The organism is Streptomyces sp. NPDC048337, assembly GCF_043201175.1.
Lineage (GTDB): Bacteria > Actinomycetota > Actinomycetes > Streptomycetales > Streptomycetaceae > Streptomyces.
In genome coordinates, this window is sequence record NZ_JBICYR010000003.1 from 316,339 (window position 1) to 335,365 (window position 19,027).

At 73.0% G+C, this 19,027-nt stretch carries 16 protein-coding genes; 7 read left to right on the forward strand and 9 right to left on the reverse strand.

Annotated elements, in window-relative coordinates:
* Nucleotides 1–35: 35 nt before the first annotated feature.
* From ACGFYU_RS07160 to ACGFYU_RS07170, 3 genes are all read left to right on the forward strand, one after another.
* Nucleotides 36–866, forward strand: a complete 831-nt coding sequence (locus tag ACGFYU_RS07160; RefSeq protein WP_393826255.1) for a PhzF family phenazine biosynthesis protein — start codon at nucleotides 36–38, stop codon at nucleotides 864–866.
* 130 nt (nucleotides 867–996) lie between these two features.
* Nucleotides 997–1,713, forward strand: a complete 717-nt coding sequence (locus ACGFYU_RS07165) for a hypothetical protein (protein WP_393826256.1) — start codon at nucleotides 997–999, stop codon at nucleotides 1,711–1,713.
* Between the two features lie 98 nt (nucleotides 1,714–1,811).
* Nucleotides 1,812–3,380 (forward strand): oleate hydratase, encoded by a 1,569-nt coding sequence (locus ACGFYU_RS07170; protein WP_393826257.1) that lies wholly within the window; start codon nucleotides 1,812–1,814, stop codon nucleotides 3,378–3,380.
* Here the strand turns inward: ACGFYU_RS07170 and ACGFYU_RS07175 are convergent.
* Nucleotides 3,377–4,036 carry a lysophospholipid acyltransferase family protein gene (locus tag ACGFYU_RS07175; protein WP_393826258.1) on the reverse strand — a complete coding sequence of 220 codons (660 nt, stop codon included), beginning with the start codon at nucleotides 4,034–4,036 and terminating at the stop codon, nucleotides 3,377–3,379. The two genes, ACGFYU_RS07170 and ACGFYU_RS07175, sit on opposite strands and share 4 nt — an antisense overlap.
* Nucleotides 4,037–4,312: 276 nt before the next feature.
* Between ACGFYU_RS07175 and ACGFYU_RS07180 the strand changes: the two genes are divergently transcribed.
* On the forward strand, nucleotides 4,313–6,937 hold the full coding sequence (locus tag ACGFYU_RS07180; RefSeq protein WP_393826259.1) for a serine hydrolase: 2,625 nt from the start codon (nucleotides 4,313–4,315) through the stop codon (nucleotides 6,935–6,937).
* Nucleotides 6,938–6,986: 49 nt separating this feature from the next.
* Here the strand turns inward: ACGFYU_RS07180 and ACGFYU_RS07185 are convergent, their stop codons facing one another.
* The 3 genes from ACGFYU_RS07185 to ACGFYU_RS07195 form a co-directional block, all read right to left on the reverse strand.
* Entirely contained in the window at nucleotides 6,987–8,171 is a 1,185-nt protein-coding gene (locus tag ACGFYU_RS07185; protein ID WP_393826260.1) for a S8 family peptidase, read from the reverse strand.
* 325 nt (nucleotides 8,172–8,496) lie between these two features.
* Nucleotides 8,497–9,297 carry a hypothetical protein gene (locus ACGFYU_RS07190; protein ID WP_393826261.1) on the reverse strand — a complete coding sequence of 267 codons (801 nt, stop codon included), beginning with the start codon at nucleotides 9,295–9,297 and terminating at the stop codon, nucleotides 8,497–8,499.
* Entirely contained in the window at nucleotides 9,297–10,580 is a 1,284-nt protein-coding gene (locus ACGFYU_RS07195) for a VWA domain-containing protein (RefSeq protein WP_393826262.1), read from the reverse strand. The genes ACGFYU_RS07190 and ACGFYU_RS07195 overlap by 1 nt, the downstream gene beginning before the upstream one ends.
* Before the next feature lie 151 nt (nucleotides 10,581–10,731).
* Here ACGFYU_RS07195 and ACGFYU_RS07200 point away from each other — a divergent pair, with 151 nt between their 5' ends.
* Nucleotides 10,732–11,109, forward strand: a complete 378-nt coding sequence (locus tag ACGFYU_RS07200) for a DUF6204 family protein (RefSeq protein ID WP_393826263.1) — start codon at nucleotides 10,732–10,734, stop codon at nucleotides 11,107–11,109.
* On the opposite strand, the gene ACGFYU_RS07205 is transcribed toward ACGFYU_RS07200, so the two are convergent.
* Nucleotides 11,104–12,741 (reverse strand): FAD-dependent monooxygenase, encoded by a 1,638-nt coding sequence (locus ACGFYU_RS07205; RefSeq protein WP_393826264.1) that lies wholly within the window; start codon nucleotides 12,739–12,741, stop codon nucleotides 11,104–11,106. The two genes, ACGFYU_RS07200 and ACGFYU_RS07205, sit on opposite strands and share 6 nt — an antisense overlap.
* 106 nt (nucleotides 12,742–12,847) lie before the next feature.
* Entirely contained in the window at nucleotides 12,848–13,258 is a 411-nt protein-coding gene (locus tag ACGFYU_RS07210; RefSeq protein ID WP_384578983.1) for an organic hydroperoxide resistance protein, read from the reverse strand.
* A 128-nt stretch (nucleotides 13,259–13,386) separates the two neighbouring features.
* On the opposite strand from ACGFYU_RS07210, the gene ACGFYU_RS07215 reads away from it, so the two are divergent.
* Both ACGFYU_RS07215 and ACGFYU_RS07220 read left to right on the forward strand, forming a co-directional pair.
* Nucleotides 13,387–13,866: a MarR family winged helix-turn-helix transcriptional regulator gene (locus ACGFYU_RS07215; protein WP_393826265.1), complete on the forward strand. Its 480-nt coding sequence runs from the start codon at nucleotides 13,387–13,389 to the stop codon at nucleotides 13,864–13,866.
* A gap of 48 nt (nucleotides 13,867–13,914) precedes the next feature.
* Nucleotides 13,915–14,949: a PHP domain-containing protein gene (locus ACGFYU_RS07220; RefSeq protein WP_393826266.1), complete on the forward strand. Its 1,035-nt coding sequence runs from the start codon at nucleotides 13,915–13,917 to the stop codon at nucleotides 14,947–14,949.
* 3 nt (nucleotides 14,950–14,952) lie between these two features.
* Here the strand turns inward: ACGFYU_RS07220 and ACGFYU_RS07225 are convergent, their stop codons facing one another.
* The 3 genes from ACGFYU_RS07225 to ACGFYU_RS07235 are packed head-to-tail and all read right to left on the reverse strand — an operon-like array spanning nucleotide 14,953 to nucleotide 18,994.
* The gene (locus ACGFYU_RS07225) at nucleotides 14,953–15,831 is read right to left on the reverse strand and encodes a DUF4436 family protein (RefSeq protein WP_393826267.1); all 879 of its coding nucleotides are present in this window, start codon (nucleotides 15,829–15,831) and stop codon (nucleotides 14,953–14,955) included.
* A gap of 4 nt (nucleotides 15,832–15,835) precedes the next feature.
* Nucleotides 15,836–17,437: an alpha/beta fold hydrolase gene (locus tag ACGFYU_RS07230; protein WP_393826268.1), complete on the reverse strand. Its 1,602-nt coding sequence runs from the start codon at nucleotides 17,435–17,437 to the stop codon at nucleotides 15,836–15,838.
* Nucleotides 17,438–17,449: 12 nt separating this feature from the next.
* The gene (locus ACGFYU_RS07235) at nucleotides 17,450–18,994 is read right to left on the reverse strand and encodes an alpha/beta fold hydrolase (RefSeq protein ID WP_393826269.1); all 1,545 of its coding nucleotides are present in this window, start codon (nucleotides 18,992–18,994) and stop codon (nucleotides 17,450–17,452) included.
* Nucleotides 18,995–19,027 lie beyond the last annotated feature (33 nt).

The following is a 19,027-nucleotide window of genomic DNA, read 5'->3' on the forward strand; positions in this document are numbered from 1 at the left end:
CCCGGGGGCGTGATTGGCCCGGCTACGTTCGCGGCATGCGTATCCAGATCGTAGACGCCTTCACGACTCGCCCCTTCGCCGGAAACCCTGCCGGGGTCTGTCTGCTCGCGGCCGGGGAGTGGCCGGACGACCTGCGGCTTCGGCAGATCGCCGCCGAAGTGAACCACTCGGAGACGGCCTTCGCCCTCCCGCTTCCGGCGGGCGGCGACGCCGACTGGGAGATCCGCTGGTTCACCCCGCTCGTCGAGACCAATCTGTGCGGCCATGCCACATTGGCCACGGTCCACACGATGCGCCGGGAAGGGCTGCTGACCGGCCCGGTGCGGTTCCGCAGCCGGTTCAGCGGCATGCTCGCCGCCCGCCCGGAAGCGGACGGGAGCATCACGCTGGACTTCCCGGCCGCTCCCGGCACCGATGTTCCCGTTCCGCGGGGGCTCACCGAGGCCCTGGGGGTGCGGCCCGAGGCCGCGCTGCGTACGGGTGCGCTGGGCGATCTGCTCACGGTGCTGCCCGACGAGGCCGCCGTCCGCGCGGTACGGCCCGACCTCGCGGCGCTCGCGGAGCTGACCCGGCGCGAGGAGCTGCGCGGGATCATCGTCACCGCGGCGGCGGCCTCCGCGGACGCGGAGTACGACTTCGTCTCCCGGTTCTTCTCCCCCGCCGAGGGCATCCCCGAGGATCCGGTCACCGGCAGCGCCCACACCGCGCTGGCCCCGTACTGGGCGGCGCGGCTGGGCCGCCGGGACACCCTGACCGGCCTGCAGGCCTCCGCGCGGACGGGCCTGGTCCGGGCCGCGCTCCACGGTGACCGGGTCCACCTGACCGGGCATGCGGTCACGGTCCTGGAGGCGACCTTGAACGTCTGAGCGGCCGACCCGCCACGCGGCGGCGCGGCCGTGACCGAACCGTCGCCGCTCCGAGGCCCGAACGGGCTCGTCGGCGGGGCGCGGGGTTGTTAGGTTTCCTGCCTCAGCCGACCTTGGGGGAACCGTTCTCATGCCCGCACCTGCCGCACCCCTCCGGGTGCTGTCCGCCGCGGCCGCGGCCGCCGTCCTGCTGGCGGGCCTGACCGGATGCGCCGACAAGGACGGCAAGGCCCCGGCGGCCGCCTCGGTCGCGGCGTCCCCGTCGGGCACGGTCGCGGAGTCCCCTTCGCCGTCCGCCCCGGCCTCCGCGTCCGCGTCGCCCACCGCTCCCGCGTCCGCGGCCGTGTCCTCCGCGCCGCCGGCCACGCCCACGGCCCGGGCCACGACGCCGCCTCCCGCCCCGACCCGGCTGACGGTCGCGGTCGACACCCGGGGCGAAGCGCTCTCCCTCGTACGGGGCGGGGCGGCGCAGGAGTTCACCGTCACGCTGCGGAACGGGAACTCCGCCGCGTACGGGCATCTGCTGGTCGCCTTCCAGATGGAGATCCTCGTCGGCGAACCCGGCGACCGGCCGGGCAGCGGACCCGGATTCGTCCTGGAGCGCTTCGACCCGGCCTCGGGCGGCTGGCGCGCGGCGGCCCTGCGCATCGCCAACGACCGCATGCCGGAGTCCATGTACACCGGCGGGGCTCCGCTCGCCCTCGAGACCGTGCGCGTCGAGCGGTACCGGCTGCGGGCGACCGCGGGCGGGGCGACGGGCAGCACCCCACTGGTGGTGTCCTTCATCGACACCGACGCCGACCACGAGGTCGCGTCCCACGTGGTCCTCCCGCACAGCACGCGCTGACCCGTCCGGGCCCGACGCGTCATACACCCGCAGAAGGTGATGAATCGGTACTGTCTGAGCCGTCCAGGATTCCCCTGGCGGTCGAGAAAGGTACCGGGATGGCCAAGGCCTATCTGGTGGGGAGCGGGATCGCCTCGCTGTCCGCGGCGGCGTTCCTGATCCGTGACGGCGGCTTCGACGGCCGGGACATCGTCATCCTGGAGGAACAGGACCGCGAAGGCGGCAGTCTGGACGCGGCGGGCTCGCCGGAGGACGGGTACACCATGCGCGGCGGCCGCATGTTCGAGATCCACTTCGACTGCACGTACGACCTGCTGGGATCGATCCCGTCCCTGGACGACCCCTCGAAGTCGGTCACCGAGGACACCTTCGCCTTCCACGAGGAATTCGCCTGGGACGATCACGCCCGCCTGGTCGACGCCGCGGGCACGGTGGTCCGCGCCCACTCGATGACCTTCTCCGAGCGGGACCGCCTCGAACTCGTCCGCTGCGTCGCGACACCGGAGCACCAGCTCGACGGCAAGCGCATCACCGACTGCTTCAGCGAGGGGTTCTTCACCACGAACTTCTGGTGGATGTGGTGCACCACCTTCGCCTTCGAGCCGTGGCACAGCGCCATCGAGTTCCGGCGCTACCTCAACCGGTTCGTCCACCTCTTCAAGAACTTCGACACGATGTCGGGCATCTACCGCACGAGGTTCAACCAGTTCGACTCCATCGTGCGGCCCCTGCTGAAGTGGCTGACCGACCAGGGCGTGACCGTGCAACTGGGCACCCGGGTCACCGACCTGCGCCTGGCCGCGGGCGAGGCCCTGACCGTCGAGGCCGTCGAATGGCAGCGCGACGGGCGGAGCGGCCGGACCGACGTGGGCCCGGACGACCTCGTGATGGTGACCAACGGCTCGATGACCGCGGACTCGACGCTGGGCACCACGGACGCGGCGCCGCCCGTCCCGGACACCTCCCGGGGGTCCGGCTCCTGGCGGCTGTGGGAGGCCCTCGCCGCCAGGCGGCCCGGTCTCGGCAACCCCTCGGTCTTCGACTCCTCCGTCGAGGACTCCACCTGGGAGTCCTTCACGGTGACGACCAAGGACCCGACCTTCTTCAAGCTGATGCAGGAGTTCAGCGGCAGCGAGGCCGGGAAGGGGGGCCTGATCACCTTCAAGGACTCGAACTGGCTGCTGACGATCGTGCTCAACCACCAGCCGCACTTCCGCGGTCAGCCCGAGGACACCTTCGTGTGGTGGGGGTACGCGCTGTTCCCCGGGCGCGACGGGGACTACGTCAAGAAGCCCATGTCACAGTGCACCGGACGGGAGATCCTGGACGAGGTGCTCCGGCACCTGGGCTTCGAGCAGCGTCCCCAGATCCTCGAACAGTCCGTCGTGATCCCGGCGCTGATGCCCTACATCACCAGCCAGTTCCTGGTGCGCTCGCAGGGGGACCGGCCGCGGGTGGTGCCGGAGGGGTCGACCAACCTCGCCTTCATCGGCCAGTACGCGGAGGTGCCGGACGACGTGGTCTTCACCGTGGAGTACTCCGTACGCACGGCGTGGACGGCGGTGGCCGGGCTGCTCGGGCTGGACCGGCAGCCGCCTCCCGTCTACAAGGGGCAGCACAACCCCAAGGTGCTGGTGGAGGCGTTGCAGACGCTGCACCGGCGCTAACGGGTCGGTACCGGCTCGCCGAGGGCGCGGGCGGCCGTCCGCCAGGCGGCGGTGACGGCCTCGCGTGCGCGGTCCGTGGCCTCGGACACCCCATCAGGGAGGCGGAGCGGGGCGCCGATGTGCACGTGGAGGCCGGGTCTGCGCAGCGGGGCGGTGGCGGCTCCGGCGAGTTGCTTGGCGCGGCTGCCCGAGCACAGGCGGCGGGCGCCGGCCTGGCCCACGGGTACGACGGGGGCGCCCGTCGCGGCGGCGAGCCGGGCCAGGCCGCTGCGGAAGGGGCCCGGAGCGGACTCGCCCGCGTCGCGGCGCCCCGGCAGCCGGCCCTCGCCGTAGAGCAGCACGCTGCGGCCTGAGGCGAGGGCGACGGCCGCCGCGTCGAGGGAGTCGGCGGCGCGGGCGGTGCCGCGGTGGACGGCGATGTGGCCTTCGCGGCGCAGGGCGGCCCCGAGCAGCGGCACCCGCCACAGGCCGCTGGTGGCCAGGATGACGGGGTCGATCCCGCACCGGCGCAGCGCGGCGACCACGACGGCCGGATCGGCGAGGGAGGTGTGGTTGGCGACGAAGATACTGCCCGCGGCGGGCCGCGCCCCGGGGTCGGCGGTGACCGTCAGTCGGCCACAGGCGGGGACGACGGTGGCGGCGATTCGGCTGAGCATGGACGACCCCGTTCGGGTGGCGCGGTGTTGGTGCGGTCCATCGTCGGCCGGCGGGTGGGCGCGGGCATGAGTAGCGGTACTCACCGGCGGCGCGGCGCCGTGCCCAACCGCGGGGAGTATGACCGAACTGTCACAGGTTCCGGCGGCGGGAACGGATGGGGCACGGCGGACATCTAGGAATCCGGTGGGCGCCGCTGGGGGCCCCACCGGACGGATCGGCAAGACCGGCAGGCCGCCTGGGTGGCCACCGGATGCGAAGGGCGAGGCGGGGCTGGGATGAAGGCAGTATCGGTGGCGGGCGGTTCCTCGGACACCCCGGAGACGGACCCCGAAGCGGTGTCCGCTCCCGCTCGGCGGAACCCGGCCGAACCCGGCCCCCGGCCCGGAACCCCGGCCGCGGATCCGGCCGGCCCGGAGACCGACGGCACGGACGAGGCCGCGCCCCCGGCCACGGAAGTACCCGACACCGCACCGCAGTCGGCGGCGACCGACCCCGCATGGGCGGGCGAGGCTCCCGAGCACGACACCCAGGCCGCAGCGGCAGCGACCACCGAGGCCGACCAAGCAACCGACAGCACACCGCAATCGGCAGGCGGAACCGTGCCCGACACCACGCAGCATGAACCGGCCGAGGCCGGCAAGGGTCCCGAGCGCGACACCCCGGCCACGGCCGAAACCGTGGACACGGCGGCGGAAGCGGCCACCGAGGCCGACCAAACAGCCGACAGCACACCGCAATCGGCAAGCGGAATCGCGACGGACACCGCGCAGGACGAACCCACGGAGGCGGACGCGGATCCCGGGCACGGCGCGCAGGCGGCTGCCGAAGCCGTGGGCACGGCGGTGGAAGGGGGCGGCGGGGGCGAGGAAGCGGCCGATGGCGCAGCTCGGTTGACCGCCGGGGCGCGGGCGGCCGGGGGTGGGCGGAAGGTCCCCTCCTGGGCGCGGGAGGTCGAGAGCGATGCCGAGCGGACGAGTGAGTTCGTAGCGCTGAAGGATCTGGACACCCCGAGGCTCCCCGCGCACCCCGAGGCTCCCGCGACACCCGCGGCCAATGAGGCCCGCACATCCGCCGCAACCCCGGCAACAGCTCCCGCTGCCCGCGCGTCCTCCGCAGCGGCCGCAACCACGGCGGAGCCCGCAGCCCGCGAGCTCGCCGAACCATCCGCGACTCCGGCGGCCCGCACAGCCGCCGCAGCCCCTGCGACCCCGGCCGATCCCGCAACCCCTGCAGCCCCCGCGGACCCCGCAACCCGCGCATCCTCCGCAACCCCTGCGGCCCCCGCGGACCCCGCAGCCCGCGCATCCTCCGCAGCCCCTGCGACCCCGGCGGAGCCCGCAGCCCGCGAGTCCGCCGAGCCTTCGGCGACTCCCGCGGCCCGCACAGCCGCCGCACCTGCGGCAACCCCCGCGGACTCCGCAACCCCCGCGGCCCGCGCGTCCGCCGCGCCCGCCGGGGCAGCCGGGGCAGCCGCGCCCGGCGGGGCAGCCTCCGTGCCCGCCGGGGCGACTTCGGCGCTCGTCGGGGCAACCCCCGCGCCCGGGGTTCCCGTACCGGCGGCCGGGGGGCCGGCCGCGCACCCGCAACCCGCCGAGCCCGCGGCAGCGTTGGCGCTGCTGGCCGAGCTCACCAACACCGCTCCCCCGCCCGAGACCCCCCGCCGCACCGTCCTGCGCCGCGTCAAGGTGTGGACGCCGATCCTGGTGCTCCTCGCCGGGGCCGTCGCCGGGGCACAGATGCTGCGACCCCTGCCCACCCCGCGGCTCGTGGCCGCCGAGACCGTGCACACGCTCCCCGGGCAGTTCGCCGTCCCGTGGCCCGCCAAGGGGCAGGGCGCCGTCCAGGTCCCCGGCTCCGGCGACATCGGCACCTTCGGCGAGCAGAAGCCGGTCCCGACCGCCAGCGTCGCCAAGGTGATGACGGCCTACGTCGTCCTCAAGGGCCACCCGCTGCGCAAGTCCGATCCCGGCCCCGACATCACGGTCGACGCGAAGGCCGTGGCGGACGGCACCGCCGAGCACGAGTCCCGGATCAAGGGGCTGACCGCCGGGACGAAGTTCAGCCAGCAGGACATGCTCAAGATGCTGATGATCCCGTCGGGCAACAACGTGGCCCGGCTACTGGCCCGCTGGGACACCGGCAGCGACAACGAGACGGCCTTCGTCGAGAAGATGAACGCCGCCGCCCGGGAACTCGGCATGAAGGACACCACCTACACCGACCCCAGCGGCCTCGACGCGGGCACGGTCAGCACCGCCGCCGACCAGCTCAAGCTCGCCGAGGCGGTCATGAAGGACGAGGCGTTCCGTACCGTCGTCGCGATGCCCAACGCCACGATCAAGGGGCTGCCCGAACCGATCTACAACAACAACGACCTGCTCACCGCGGGCGGCCTCAGCATCCGCGGCATCAAGACCGGTTCGAGCACGCCCGCCGGCGGCACCCTGATGTGGGCGGCGTACAAGTCCGTCGGCGACGAGACCCCGCTGATCCTGGGCACGCTGATGGACCAGCACGTGGACGGCCCGGACCCGGACGGCGCGAACAGCCTGCTCCTGGTGAAGGCCAACAGCAAGAAGATCATCGAGGCGGTACGGGAGGCACTCGCGGCGGCCCCGGTCGTCCGCAAGGGCCAGACGGTGGGGTACGTGGACGACGGACTCGGCGGCCGGACCCCCCTCGTGGCCACGAAGGACCTGAACACGGTCGGCGTACCGGGCCAGCCGCTGCGGATCTCCCTCGCCCCCGGAACAAAGGGGCTGCCGCACACCGCGAAGGCCGGCGCCGAGGTCGGCGTGGTGACGGTGGGCGACGGGGACGGGGCGAAGAGCGTGCCGGTCGCGGTGGGCGGGGAGCTGATCGAGCCCTCGTTCGGGGCCAGGCTCACCCGCCTCGGCTGAGGACGTCCGGGCAGGACCGGGAGACCCGGCCCTGCCCGGCCCCGACCGGTCAGAGGCCCCCGGTGTTCAGCAGCTTGTTGGGCGTGCCCGGGCTGACGCTGGTCATGACGTCCTTGGTCGACTGCCCGTCGAGGAAGGCGGCGACCTCCGCCGGGGCCGCGGTCGGATGTTCCGCCTTGTAGAGGGCGGCGACGCCGGTGACGTGCGGGGCGGCCATGGAGGTGCCGTTCAGGGCCACCGCGCCGCCGCCCATCCTGGCGGAGTCGATCTGCTCGCCCGGTGCGTAGAGGGCGACGCACGGGCCGTAGTTGGAGAAGTCGGTCTCCTCGTCCCAGTGGTTGCTCGCCGCGACCGTGACCACCCGCGTGGCGGAGGCCGGGGAGACGTTGCAGGCGTCCTTGGAGGAGTTGCCCGCGGCGATGACCGGGAGGACGCCGGCGTCCGTCAGGGCGTCCGCGGCGTTGTTCAGGGCTTCCGACCGGTCCCCGCCCAAGGAGGCGTTCAGGACGGCCGGCTGCTTGGCGTTCTTGGCCACCCAGTCCAGCCCGGCGATGATCCCCGAGAACTCGCCCCTGCCGTCACAGCCGAGCACCCGGACGCTGACCAGGTTGGCCTTGCGGGCCACCCCGTACGTCTTCCCGCCGACCGTCCCCGCGACGTGCGTGCCGTGGCCCTGGCAGTCCGCCCCGTTGCGGCCGTCCTTGATGGCGTCGAACCCGAAGGTGGCACGCCCGCCGAACTCCGTGTGGTAGTAGTCGATCCCGGTATCCAGGATGTAGGCGGTCACCCCGGCGCCGTTGCCCCGTGGGGTGAAGTTGCCGTCGAGCGGCAGATCCTCCTGGTCGATGCGGTCGACACCCCAGGTCGAGGCGGGCGCCTTGACCGTGGTGGGGGTGGCCGGCTTCATCGGTGGGGCGAAGACCTGCGCGTCGGACTCCACCGACTTCACCCCGGGGCTCAGGCGGACGCCGTCCAGCTGCTGCTGGGTCAGCGGCGCCGCGAACCCGTTCATCGCGGACCCGTAGACGAACGTCGGCTTCAGCTTCAGCCGCCCCGCCAGCTTGGCCGCGTCCACGCCCTTGTCGAGGGTCACGATGTACTTGCCGGGAAGGGCGTTGGGCGATACGTACAGCGGGACCGGGGTCGGCTCCGGCCCCACCGCGAACGCCGCCCCGGCGAGTGCGGGCGTCATCACGATCAGGGCCGCGGTGGTCAGGCGGGCGAGCATGCGCATGGAGGAACTCCCTGGGAGAGGGTCGGTCTTCACGAGGCGGCCGCCCCCTTCTCAGGTGCGCCGGGCGCGGCCACCCTCTCCATCGGGTCCGCCGCGGGCGCGACTTGAGGGGCCACCGTCACATGGCCCAACGCCGGACGTCCCGGTCTGCGGTCGGTCGTACCGACCGCAGAAAGGATTGCCCCTCTCCGCCGCAAGACGTACGCCGCGCCCCCACCGGCTCCTCTCAGATCCACCCGTACGGGCTACAGGTCCGGGGCCGGGTCCGCGCCGGGGCGGGCACAACCGGTCGGGAATCGTCCCGCGGCCGTGCCCGCCTGCCGGTTCAGCCGCGGGGCGGCACCCGCGACGGGCGGCCCGAGCCGCGCGTCAGGGAGTAGCCGAGGATGCCCGCGAGGGCGCCGAGCACCCCGCCGGCCGCGGTCCAGAGCCAGCGGTCCGACCACCAGCCGCCGGACCAGCCGTCCTCCGGCTCGCGCAGGGATCCGGTGACGGTGGCCGGGACCAGCGGCGCGGAGAGGGAGCCGTCCACGGCGTGGGCGCCGCCGGTCTCCTTCACCGCGGCCTCGACGGCGGCGCGCACCGGCAGGCCCAGGTCCTCTTCCGGAAGGTCGGTGACCGTCAGGCGGACGTAGTAGCTGCCCGGCAGCGGATCGTTGGCCCAGGGCTCGGCCGCGGCACGGACCGTGCGCAGGGTGCAGGACAGTTCGACCGAGGCGGCTTCCTTGGCGGCCGCCCGGTTCTGGGTGCCGTAGGCGCAGGCCTGGCGGCGGCGCAGGCCGTCGTACACGTCGAGGCGCCAGGTCGCGGCGCCGTGCCGCAAGGCGGATTCGGGCAGCGTGACCTTGGCGTTGACGGTGACGCGCTGCTGCGCGTCGACGGGGAGCACCCAGTACAGGTAGTCGCCGGTGGACGCGCCGGCCGTGGCCTGCTGGCCCGGTCGGAACGGGGTGGCGGTGCGGAAGCCTGTGCCCGCCTCGGTCGGAGCGGGATCGCCCTTGCCGGAGCTCTGGCCCGTGCTGGGGGTGGAGCTCGCCGACGAGCCGGCCGCCGCGGCCGTGCCGGCCACCGCGAGGGCGGCGGTCGCGGCCAGCAGGGCGGCGGTCAGGGTGCGTACGGTACGCATCAGTTGGTCCTCCAGACGGAGATGCGCCAGCGCGAGATCCAGCCCCACACCAGACCGGCCAGCAGTCCGACGAGCGCCAGGGCGGCCAGCAGCCACCAGCCGCGCCCGAGGCCGAAGGCGGCGGCGTCGGAGGCCTCGTCGGGGCCGTCCACCAGCTCGATGGTCAGCTCGACGGGCATGCCCGGGGTGGTCTTGACGGAGGCGGGCGCGGAGAAGGAGTTGCTGACCTGGATGCAGACGGTCTCCGGCGCCGGCTTCGCGTCCCCGTCCTGATCCACGCCGTCATTCTCGGCCTTCGGGTAGCGCAGGCCCGTGGAGAGGACGTCGGTACGTCCGTCACCGGCCTCCGAACCGCGGACGATCTCGCGGCCGTGCACGGTCGTGGCGCGCAGCAGGACGCCGTAGTCGTTGTTGACGGCGCGGTCGGCGGCGATGCTCACCGAGGCGCGCAGCTCCTGGCCGGGGAGGACGTCGACGCGGTACCAGCGGTGTTCGCCGAAGGTCTCGCGGTCGCTGTACAGGCCGGGCTTGAGCTGGGGCGCGTTCGCGCACTGCTTCGCGCCCTCGGTGGCCACCGGGTTGACGACGGGGTCGGCGGCCCGGTCGACCAGTTGGCGGACCCTGCTGGAGAGCTGGTCCTTGTGCTGCACGGAGGTGTACGTGCCGCCGGTGGCCTCGGCGATGCAGGTGAGCTGGGCGCGGGTCTTGGCGTCCGGGACCAGGCCCAGGGTGTCGATGACCAGGTGGATGCCCTTGGCGGCGATGTCGCGCGCCACCTCGCAGGGGTCGAGCGGGGCACAGGTGTCCTCGCCGTCGGTGATGAGCACGATCCGCTTGGTGGCGTCACCGCCGTCGAGGTCCTGGGCGGCGGCTAGCAGGGCGGGACCGATCGGCGTCCAGCCGGTGGGGGCGAGGGTCGCGACGGCGGTCTTCGCCTCCGTCCGGTTCAGCGGCCCGACCGGGTACAGCTGCTTGGTGTCCTTGCAGCCGAGTGCCTTGTCCTCGCCGGGGTAGGTGGCCCCGAGGGTCCGTATGCCGAGCCGGACCTCGTCGGGTACCGCGTCGATGACCTCGTTGAAGGCCTGCTTCGCGGCGGCCATCCGGGACTGGCCGTCGATGTCGGTGGCGCGCATGGAGCCGCTGACGTCGAGGACGAGGTCGACCTTCGGGGGTTCCTTCGCCGTCGGTCCGTCGGCGGCGGTGGCGCTCGCCGGGAGGAGCCCGACGGCCAGGGCGACGAGCAGGCCGCACGCCCGGGCCGCCAGCCGTTTTCTTGTGATCATCGCCGGATCGTATTGAGGATCGTCCGCCAATCCAAAACGGGCTCGGAGCACCGGCTTTCGGACGGTCCCCGCGCCCTCCACCCGGGGCTCGGGGGCTCGTGGGGCCCGATAACCGGGTGCGGGGACGAAGGGTGCGATCTAGGGTGCCGGGATGAGTTCCCGTACTTTTCGCATCACCGTCCGCGGTTCCTTCGACGGGCTCACGCCCGCCCAGCGGGCCGAGCTGCTGGCCGCCGCGCCCGAGCACGACATGCTGCACGCGACCTTCACCGCCGAGGGGAACCTGTCGTACGACCTCGCGACCCGGCCCTTCTTCACCTTCCGCTTCCTGGATTCGGGCGAGGCCGAGGAGGACATCCTCGACGCGACGGCCCGTGCCGAGCTGGCCGCGGAGGGCTGGCTGACGGAGCGCGGCTACGGGTTCAAGCAGCTCAAGTCCCAGGCGGAGGACCTGTCGATGGCTCCGCTGGGCAAGCGGCAGCGCCGCGAGCAGGCCGCCAAGGCCGCCCGGGGCGACGGCCGCTCATGACGGGCCCTGACCGGGCGCGGCGAAGGTGCCCGCGAGGTGCGCCCGCAGCGCCTGTGGGGTCGGCGGGGAGAGGCGGGCGCCGAGGTGGCCGTCCGGGCGTATGACGAACGCCGTGGGCCCGCGGGCCGCGTAGAGGCGGGCGAACTCGCCGGCGCTGTCGCGGTAGGCCGGCAGCCCGTCGGGGGCCGGCGGGGCGTCGGCGGCGAGCAGGGCGCAGGCCTCCATCCGGCCTCCGGAGCACTCCCGTACCGTTTCGGCGAGTTCGTGTACGCCCTGGCCGTCCCCGTAGAGCAGCAGCAGGGGTCCGCGGTCGCGCAGGAGGTCGTACAGCCGCAGCGGGTAGGCGGTGATCGGCCGGGTGAGGCCGGCGCAGTCGGGTGCGCGGTCGCCGGGCCGGGGTCCCGGGCCCTCGCCGGGCGGGTCGGTGATCGGGCCGCCCCGGTAGCCGACGAGCAGTTGGGCCTCGCGCAGGAGCAGGGTCGCCGGGTCGTCCGTGTCGGCCTGGACTCCCTGGGCGGCGTGGCGCACGGTGCGGCCGACGACCTCCTCGCCGACGGGTCGGCGTTCGGCGTCGTAGCTGGCGAGCAGGGCGGGGTGGGCGGCCCCCTCGACCGCCAGGGCGAGTTTCCACGCCAGGTTCCAGGCGTCCTGGATGCCGGTGTTCATGCCCTGGGCGCCCGTCGGTGGGTGGATGTGCGCCGCGTCCCCTGCGACGAAGACCCGGCCGTCCCCGTACCGGTCGACGATGCGGTGGCTGATGCGGAACACCGAGGCCCACCGGATGTCGGAGGCGGTGGCCGGGCGCGGCGACAGCCGGTCCAGGACGGTCTGGATGTCGGGCAGTTCGGGGGCGCGGGTGCTCTGCAGCCCGTGGCTGACGCCCTCGGGGGCCACTTCGCCCTCCCGGGCGGCGGAGAGTCCGGGCGGCACCGTCGTCGAGACCCGGTAGCGGCCCGGTCCGGGCAGCGGGATGCACACCAGGGTGTCGTCGACGGTGCCGGAGGCGTCGCGGTGCATGGAGCGCACGCCGTACTCGTGCGGGAGGTCCCAGTCGACCCGCACGTCGGCGAGCATGAACTCGTCGGGGAAGGCCCCTCCTTCGAAGCCGAGCCCGAGCCCCTTGCGGACGATGCTGTGCGCGCCGTCGCAGCCGACGAGGAACCGGGTCCGTACCTCCTCCTCCGCTCCGGAGGGGGTACGGACCCGGATGGTCACGCCGTCGGCGTCCTGGACGAACGACACCAGCTCGGTGCCGCGTTCGACCTCGGTCCCGAAGCGGGCCAGGAACTCGCCGAGGATGCGTTCGGTCTCGTACTGCGGCAGGGCCGCGAACCCGTACGGGACCTCGGGCGGCAGGACGAGGTCGAGGCGGGGCTGTTCGGCGCCGTTGACGTACGTCAGCTGCCCGCGCAGCGGGACGGCCGCGTCGAGGGCGGCGCGGACCAGTCCCATGCGGTCCCAGATCTCCAGGGTGCGCGGCTGGATGCCCACGGCCTTCGCGAACGGGAGCCGGGCGGGCAGGCGGTCGACGATCCGGCAGGAGACGCCGCGCCTGCGCAGCTCGGCGGCCGCGGTCAGCCCGACCGAGCCGGCGCCGGCGATCAGTACGTCCGTTGCGTAGGCGTGCGCCATGGGCGCCGCCCGGCGTGCGGCCCCCGAACGGGTCGGTGTTCCTCCATCGTGGCCGCCGGCCCGGCGTCCGGCACCTTCGGAGGGGCACGCCGGGCCTGCTCGCGCCCTACTCGATGACGAGGTCGACCTCGATGTTGCCGCGCGTGGCGCGGGAGTACGGGCAGACCTCGTGCGCCTGCTTGACCAGCAGGGTGCCGGTCTCGCCCGCCAGGGACTCCGGGAGCTCGACGCGCAGGACGACGCCCAGGCCGAAGCCGGCACCGTCCTTGCCGATGGAGACCTCCGCGGTGACCGAGACCTCGCTGGTGTCGGCCTTGGCCTGGCGGCCGACGAGGCCGAGGGCGCTGGCGAAGCAGGCCGCGTAGCCGGCGGCGAAGAGCTGCTCGGGGTTGGTGCCCTGTCCGTTGCCGCCGAGCGCCGGGGGCATGGCGAGGGCGAGGTCGAGCTGGCCGTCGGAGCTGACGGTGCGGCCCTCGCGGCCGTTGGCGGTGGCGACAGCGGTGTACAGCGCGTCCATGGGAGGTCCTCTCGCAGAAATGAACCGGTGCGGCGGCCGGTGGTCGACCGCGCCCCACCAGTAGAGCACGCAATTCAGTTGTGCACAATTCAATGCCTCGCAAGTCCACCCCGGGTACACTGGCCGTCATGACCGAGCAGCCGACCGCCACCCACCCCGACCAGGACTTCCTGCGCCTGGACGGCCAGATCTGCTTCGCGCTGAACGCCGCGAGCCGCGCCTTCGGCGGCCTGTACCGCGTGATCCTCAAGGACCTCGGGCTCACCTACCCGCAGTACCTGGTGATGCTGGTGCTGTGGGAGCACGGCGAGCTGCCGGTCAAGGAGATCGGGCAGCACCTGCGGCTGGACTCGGGAACGCTGTCCCCGCTGCTCAAGCGGCTGGAGGCGGCCGGCCTGGTGCGCCGCGAGCGCAGCACCGCGGACGAGCGGTCCGTGCACGCCCACCTCACCGAGGAGGGTGCGGCGCTGCGCGCCCGCGCGGTCGAGGTGCCGCGGCGGATCGCCACCGCGACCGGCTTCGACCTGGCCGAGATCCTGGATCTCCAGGCCCGCCTGAACCGCCTCACCGCCGCCCTCGACGCCGCCGTTCCGCAGGACGCCGCCTGACAGGACGCCGCCCGGCCCCCTTGCCACACTGGGACCAGGAGGTACGCGATGGACCCGGTGGCGGCGCTGGACCGGATCGCCTTCCTGCTGGAGCGCGCGCAGGCGCCCACGTACCGGGTGCGGGCCTTCCGCACGGCGGCGGCCGCCCTCGTACGGATGGGTGAGCGCGAGACGGCCGAACGGGCCGGTGCGGGATCCCTGGAAGCCGTCAAGGGCATCGGCCCGAAAACCGCCCAGGTGGTACGCGAAGCCCTGGCCGGGTCGGTGCCGGCCTATCTGCGGACACTGGAGGACGAGGCCGCGGCCCTCCCCGAGGGCCCGGCCGCCACACCCGCCGCCACCGCGCTGCGGGCCGCGCTGCGCGGGGACTGCCACGTCCACTCGGACTGGTCGGACGGCGGCTCCCCGATCGACGTGATGGGGCGGGCGGCGGCCGCGCTGGGGCACGAGTACGCCGTACTCACCGACCACTCCCCGAGGCTGACGGTCGCCAGGGGCCTTCCCCCGGAGCGGCTGCGGGAACAGCTGCGGGTGGTGGCCGAGCTCAACGAGACCTGGGCGCCCTTCCGGCTCCTCACCGGCATCGAGTGCGACATCCTGGACGACGGATCGCTGGACCAGGAACCGGAGCTGCTGCAACAGCTGGACCTCGTCGTCGGCTCCGTCCATTCGAAGCTGCGCATGGAGTCCCGCGCGATGACCCGGCGGATGCTGGCGGCCGTGTCCAACCCCCTCATGGACGTCCTGGGCCACTGCACGGGGCGGCTGGTGACCGGGCGGACCCGGCCCGAGTCGGAATTCGACGCCGAGGCCGTCTTCGCGGCGTGCGCGCGTGCCGGGACCGCGGTGGAGATCAACAGCCGGCCGGAACGGCTGGACCCGCCCCGGCGGCTGCTGCGCCTGGCCGTGGCGGCCGGAACCCTGTTCTCGATCGACACGGACGCGCACGCTCCGGGGCAGCTGGACTGGCAGATCCTCGGCTGCGAGCGGGCCGTGGAATGCGGCGTGCCCCCGGAACGCATCGTGAACACCTGGCCGGCGCAGCAGCTCCTGACCTGGACCCGCACCCGGCGTACGCCGTAGAGCCTACGGGTCGTCCGATCGGAGGGCGGTGCGGACGCCGATGACGACCACGGCGATCAGGCACAGGGCGATGACGGTCTCCGCCCACAGGAAGGCGAACCAGTCCAGCACGCAGCCGATCGGGGGTGTGCCGGGGGCGTTGTTGCGGAACGCCGAGAGGGCGAACAGGGTGGCGGCCATCCAGGCCAGCGCGGGCCAGACCAGGCCCTGACGGCGGGTCGTCAGGTACCAGGTCGCGATGAGCACGGACGCCGCCAGCGCCCACATCACGAGCATCATGAAGACCACGAAGACGAGCAGGCTGCCCGATCGGGCCAGCGCCAGCTCCAGGGCGGCCTCTTGCGGGGAGGCCGCGGGTGTCGACGAGACCGAGAAGAGGGTGTCGTTGTTGGAGAACCACATCCGCACCGGCACCTGCTTGCCGTCCAGCAGTGCCGAGAACTCGATGTCGGTCTCGTAGGTGTCGAACGGGTAGTCGCTGATCGATCCACCCGTGATCGCGACCTGCACGTCCCTGATCGTGAGCCGCTCGTGCGCCTTGAACGCGAGGTCGCCGAGGGTCGCCTTGGAGGTCTGGAGGCTGAGATCGGCCACCGGCGCGGTCCCCTCCTCCTCGCCGAGGGTCCCGCGCGGGGTGACCCGGACCCGCAGGAGCAGTTCTCTGGCCGCGGCGTCCACGCGTTGGACGGTGGCCTCCACGTCCACCCGGTCGGGGGCCCCGGATCCGACCGTGTGGACCGTGTCGAGCGCCTGCCGCTCGCTGAACTGCAGCCACGACCCCACGGCCACCGCCACCACGATCAGGAGCGCGATGGGGAGCAGGACCGGCAGGAGCGAGGGCCCGGAGCGGCGTTGGGGAGGTGGGTCCCAGGTCGGGGCCACGGGGTCAGGACCCGATCTCGAACTCGGGCGCCTCGAGGCTCTTCAGGCATTCGGTCTTCGGTGCGTCCGGGGTGTCGAAGAACGAGACGGTGATCTCCTGGGCGCACTTCGACGTGGCGAACACGACGTGCGGCTCGTAGGGGACCGTGACGACCTTGGCCTTGCTCAGCGTACGGGCGACGTACGTTCCGTTGTCCGCCCCGGTCTGGGCGTCGAACGCACCGGACACGACGAGGGTGGGGAGGTCGCTGCGCGTGACGTCCCGGATCGAGGGTGCGGCCGGGGGGACCTTCCAGACGTCGCAGGCCTCATGGAGGAAGGGGAGCTGCGGAGCCTGGGCCTGCACCGAGCGGGGGAACGACGGGTACGCTGCCTGTCCGCCCTGGATCGCCGCGTCCTTGCTCTCGTACGGTGTCCACTCGCTGCAGAAGATGCCGTGGGCGAGACCGTGCGACGCCACCCCGATGGCCTTGGGGTTGGTCCTCCAGCCCGCCCACTGCTGGGCGATCCGCTGCGGGTTGCCGTTCGCCAGCTCGTCGAGGGAGCGGGGTACGCCCTCCGCCACGTGGGTCGCGGTGGCCAGCCAGGTCACCAGGGCTCCGCCGTCCAGTACGACCTTCACCGGCTTGTCGTCGCCGGGAACGGTGACGGTGGTGGTGACCGGTTTGGCTTCGAGGTCCCTGACGAGTTTCTCGAAGGTGGCCGGCAGGTTCGGATAGCGCTCGTTGCACGCCGGCTGGGCCGCGCAGGCCTTGAACAGGCCGTTGACGCCCTGCCGGAAGCCGGACCAGGCCACGGCGGACCCGGCCTTGGACGGCGGGAGTATGCCGTCGATGCCCACCGAGCGGAGCCCCTCCGGGTGCAGGCGCATGTAGATGAGCGCCAGGTCGGTGCCGTAGGAGATGCCGAACACGTTCCACTGCTCGACGCCCAGCGCCGTGCGCAGGTCCGCGTAGTCGGCGGCGCTCTCGGTGTCGTTGTACGCACTGAGGTCGGCCCCGGTGCCCGCCAGCTTGTCGCGGCAGGCCTTCGTGGCCTCGGCGCTCAGGCGCCCGGTGGACGGAGCGTCGAAGGCGAGGCCCACGCGTGCGTTGAACTCGTCGATGTTGGGGCAGAGGAGCGCCGGGTCGGCCGAGTACGTTCCGCGCTGGGACATGAAGATCACGTCACGGTCGCGGTTCAGGCCGCCGTCGATCGCCATCTTCGCCTCGCCCACGGAGTCGTCTCCGGGTCCGCCCGCGAGCCACACGATGGGGTCGGGTTTCGGTGTGGCGGCCGCGGCGGGCACGATCGCGACACCGAGTTCTATCGTCTTGCCCCTCGGTTTGGTGCGGTTCTCCGGCACCGTGAGCGTTCCGCAGCGGGCCTCCTTCAGCGCCTCGATCGGTTCCGCCGTCTTGGGGCAGGGGCCCGGCTCGTAGCGGGCGTCGCCCGCCGTCCCGGCGACCGTGCCGATCGGCGCCCCGGACGTGGTGTCGGGGCTCGGCTGCGCATGGGCGGGCGCCGCGAGCAGGCCGGTGGCCAGGAGGCCCGCGGCCATGCCGGCCGATGGGGCCAGGAGTCGTCGTACGGTGCGCCGACGACGGGGCGCGTGATGGCGTGTCATCTGCTCTCCCGGTTACTTCGGGATGATCGTGAAGGGTTCGGGCTCGAGATCGTCCACGCAACCGGTGTCGGGCGCGGTCGGGCGAGCGAGGAACGAGGCCAGCACGCGTTGCGCGCACGGCGACTGTGGGACCACCCAGTGGCCGATTCCGGGGACCTGTATGGCGGTCGAGTTCGACAGGTTCTTGATGACGCCCTGCGCGTAACTCACCGCGGTCTTCACGTCGAACGTGCCGGAGATGACGAGCGCCGGCAGGGAACTGACCGTGGCCACCCGCTGGATCTTCGCGCGGTCCGGAACGTTCCAGATCCCGCACGCCGGGTACTGGAAGGGCAGCTGCGGCGGCTGGGCCAGGACCGAGTCCGGCCATTCGGGGTAGGCCTTGCGCCCGGCGGCCAGCACGTCGGGTTCCGAATACCCCGGCGCCCACTCGGCGCACGCGATCGAGTTCGTCAGGCCGTGCGAGGAGTGGCTGATCTTCTTGGGGACCGAGCCGGCCGCGCGGGCCTGCGCGAAGCGCTCCGGGTTTCCGTTGCCCAGTTCCTCCAGCGCCGCCGGGATGTCCTTGGGCCGGGGGTTGAAGGCGACGATCAGGTTCAGCAGCGCGCCCCCGTCCAGGACGGTCTTGACCGGCTTCCCACCGTCCGGCGGCGTGACGTTGAGCGTCAGGGGCTGTGCCTCCAGCCTGCGCACCTGGTCCGTCAGCAGTTGGGGAAGGTCCGGGTACCGGTCCTTGCAGGCGGGTTGTGCCGCGCACGCCTCGAAGATGTTGCGGATGCCCTCACTGGTGCTGGCCCACGTCCACGGCAGGTTCACGGTCTGGGGAGGGGTGATCGAGTCGATCGCCACCGCGCGGATCCCCTCGGGGTACAGGCGCATGTACGTGAGGGCCAGGTCGCTGCCGTAGGAGTACCCGTAGACGTTCCACAGGGGGATGTTCAGGGCCTTCCGCAGGTCGGCGAAGTCCGCGGCGTTCTCCGTGGAGTTGTAGGCGCCCAGGTCGGCGCCGTCGGCCACGAGACGCGCCCTGCAGTCCGTCACCGCCTTCAGGAAGCCCTGCTCCGCCGGCTGTGCGTCGTAGCCCAGGCCCACGGACCGCTCGTTGAACCGGTCCACCTCGGGGCAGGTCAGGCTCGGCTGGTCGTAGAGGTTGCCGCGCTGGGCCATGATGATCAGTTCGCGGTCCTTGTTCAGGCCGGAGTCGACGACGAACGGAAGGTCGTCGTACGTATCGCCACCCGGGCCGCCCGCCATGAACACCACCGGGTCTGCGGCGGGCTTCGCCGAGACGGCCGGAACGACCGCCACGGCCAGCTTGATGGTGCGACTCCCGGGGCGGGAGCGGTTCTCGGGGACCTCGAGGAAGCCGCACCGTGCGTTGCTCAGCGCCTCGATGGGCTCGGGCGGCTTCGGACAGGGGCCGGGTACGAACCGGGACGGCGCTGCCGGGCTGGGCTGGGCGGCTGCTGCTGCCGCGGAGCCTGGTGTAAGGCCGAAGGCTGCCAGGCAGACCAGGGCGGCCGCGGCGGTCCCCGCGTGGATGCTGTGCTTTGGCATGTGATCTCGTTCCCCTGCCGGCAGAGGCGGCGG

Bases quoted from the DNA above. Each gene is read 5' to 3' on its own strand.
- ACGFYU_RS07160 (WP_393826255.1), top strand. From the start codon at position 36: ATGCGTATCCAGATCGTAGACGCCTTCACGACTCGCCCCTTCGCCGGA.
- ACGFYU_RS07165 (WP_393826256.1), top strand. From the start codon at position 997: ATGCCCGCACCTGCCGCACCCCTCCGGGTGCTGTCCGCCGCGGCCGCG.
- ACGFYU_RS07170 (WP_393826257.1), top strand. From the start codon at position 1,812: ATGGCCAAGGCCTATCTGGTGGGGAGCGGGATCGCCTCGCTGTCCGCG.
- ACGFYU_RS07175 (WP_393826258.1), bottom strand. From the start codon at position 4,036: ATGCTCAGCCGAATCGCCGCCACCGTCGTCCCCGCCTGTGGCCGACTG.
- ACGFYU_RS07180 (WP_393826259.1), top strand. From the start codon at position 4,313: ATGAAGGCAGTATCGGTGGCGGGCGGTTCCTCGGACACCCCGGAGACG.
- ACGFYU_RS07185 (WP_393826260.1), bottom strand. From the start codon at position 8,171: ATGCGCATGCTCGCCCGCCTGACCACCGCGGCCCTGATCGTGATGACG.
- ACGFYU_RS07190 (WP_393826261.1), bottom strand. From the start codon at position 9,297: ATGCGTACCGTACGCACCCTGACCGCCGCCCTGCTGGCCGCGACCGCC.
- ACGFYU_RS07195 (WP_393826262.1), bottom strand. From the start codon at position 10,580: ATGATCACAAGAAAACGGCTGGCGGCCCGGGCGTGCGGCCTGCTCGTC.
- ACGFYU_RS07200 (WP_393826263.1), top strand. From the start codon at position 10,732: ATGAGTTCCCGTACTTTTCGCATCACCGTCCGCGGTTCCTTCGACGGG.
- ACGFYU_RS07205 (WP_393826264.1), bottom strand. From the start codon at position 12,741: ATGGCGCACGCCTACGCAACGGACGTACTGATCGCCGGCGCCGGCTCG.
- ACGFYU_RS07210 (WP_384578983.1), bottom strand. From the start codon at position 13,258: ATGGACGCGCTGTACACCGCTGTCGCCACCGCCAACGGCCGCGAGGGC.
- ACGFYU_RS07215 (WP_393826265.1), top strand. From the start codon at position 13,387: ATGACCGAGCAGCCGACCGCCACCCACCCCGACCAGGACTTCCTGCGC.
- ACGFYU_RS07220 (WP_393826266.1), top strand. From the start codon at position 13,915: ATGGACCCGGTGGCGGCGCTGGACCGGATCGCCTTCCTGCTGGAGCGC.
- ACGFYU_RS07230 (WP_393826268.1), bottom strand. From the start codon at position 17,437: ATGACACGCCATCACGCGCCCCGTCGTCGGCGCACCGTACGACGACTC.
- ACGFYU_RS07235 (WP_393826269.1), bottom strand. From the start codon at position 18,994: ATGCCAAAGCACAGCATCCACGCGGGGACCGCCGCGGCCGCCCTGGTC.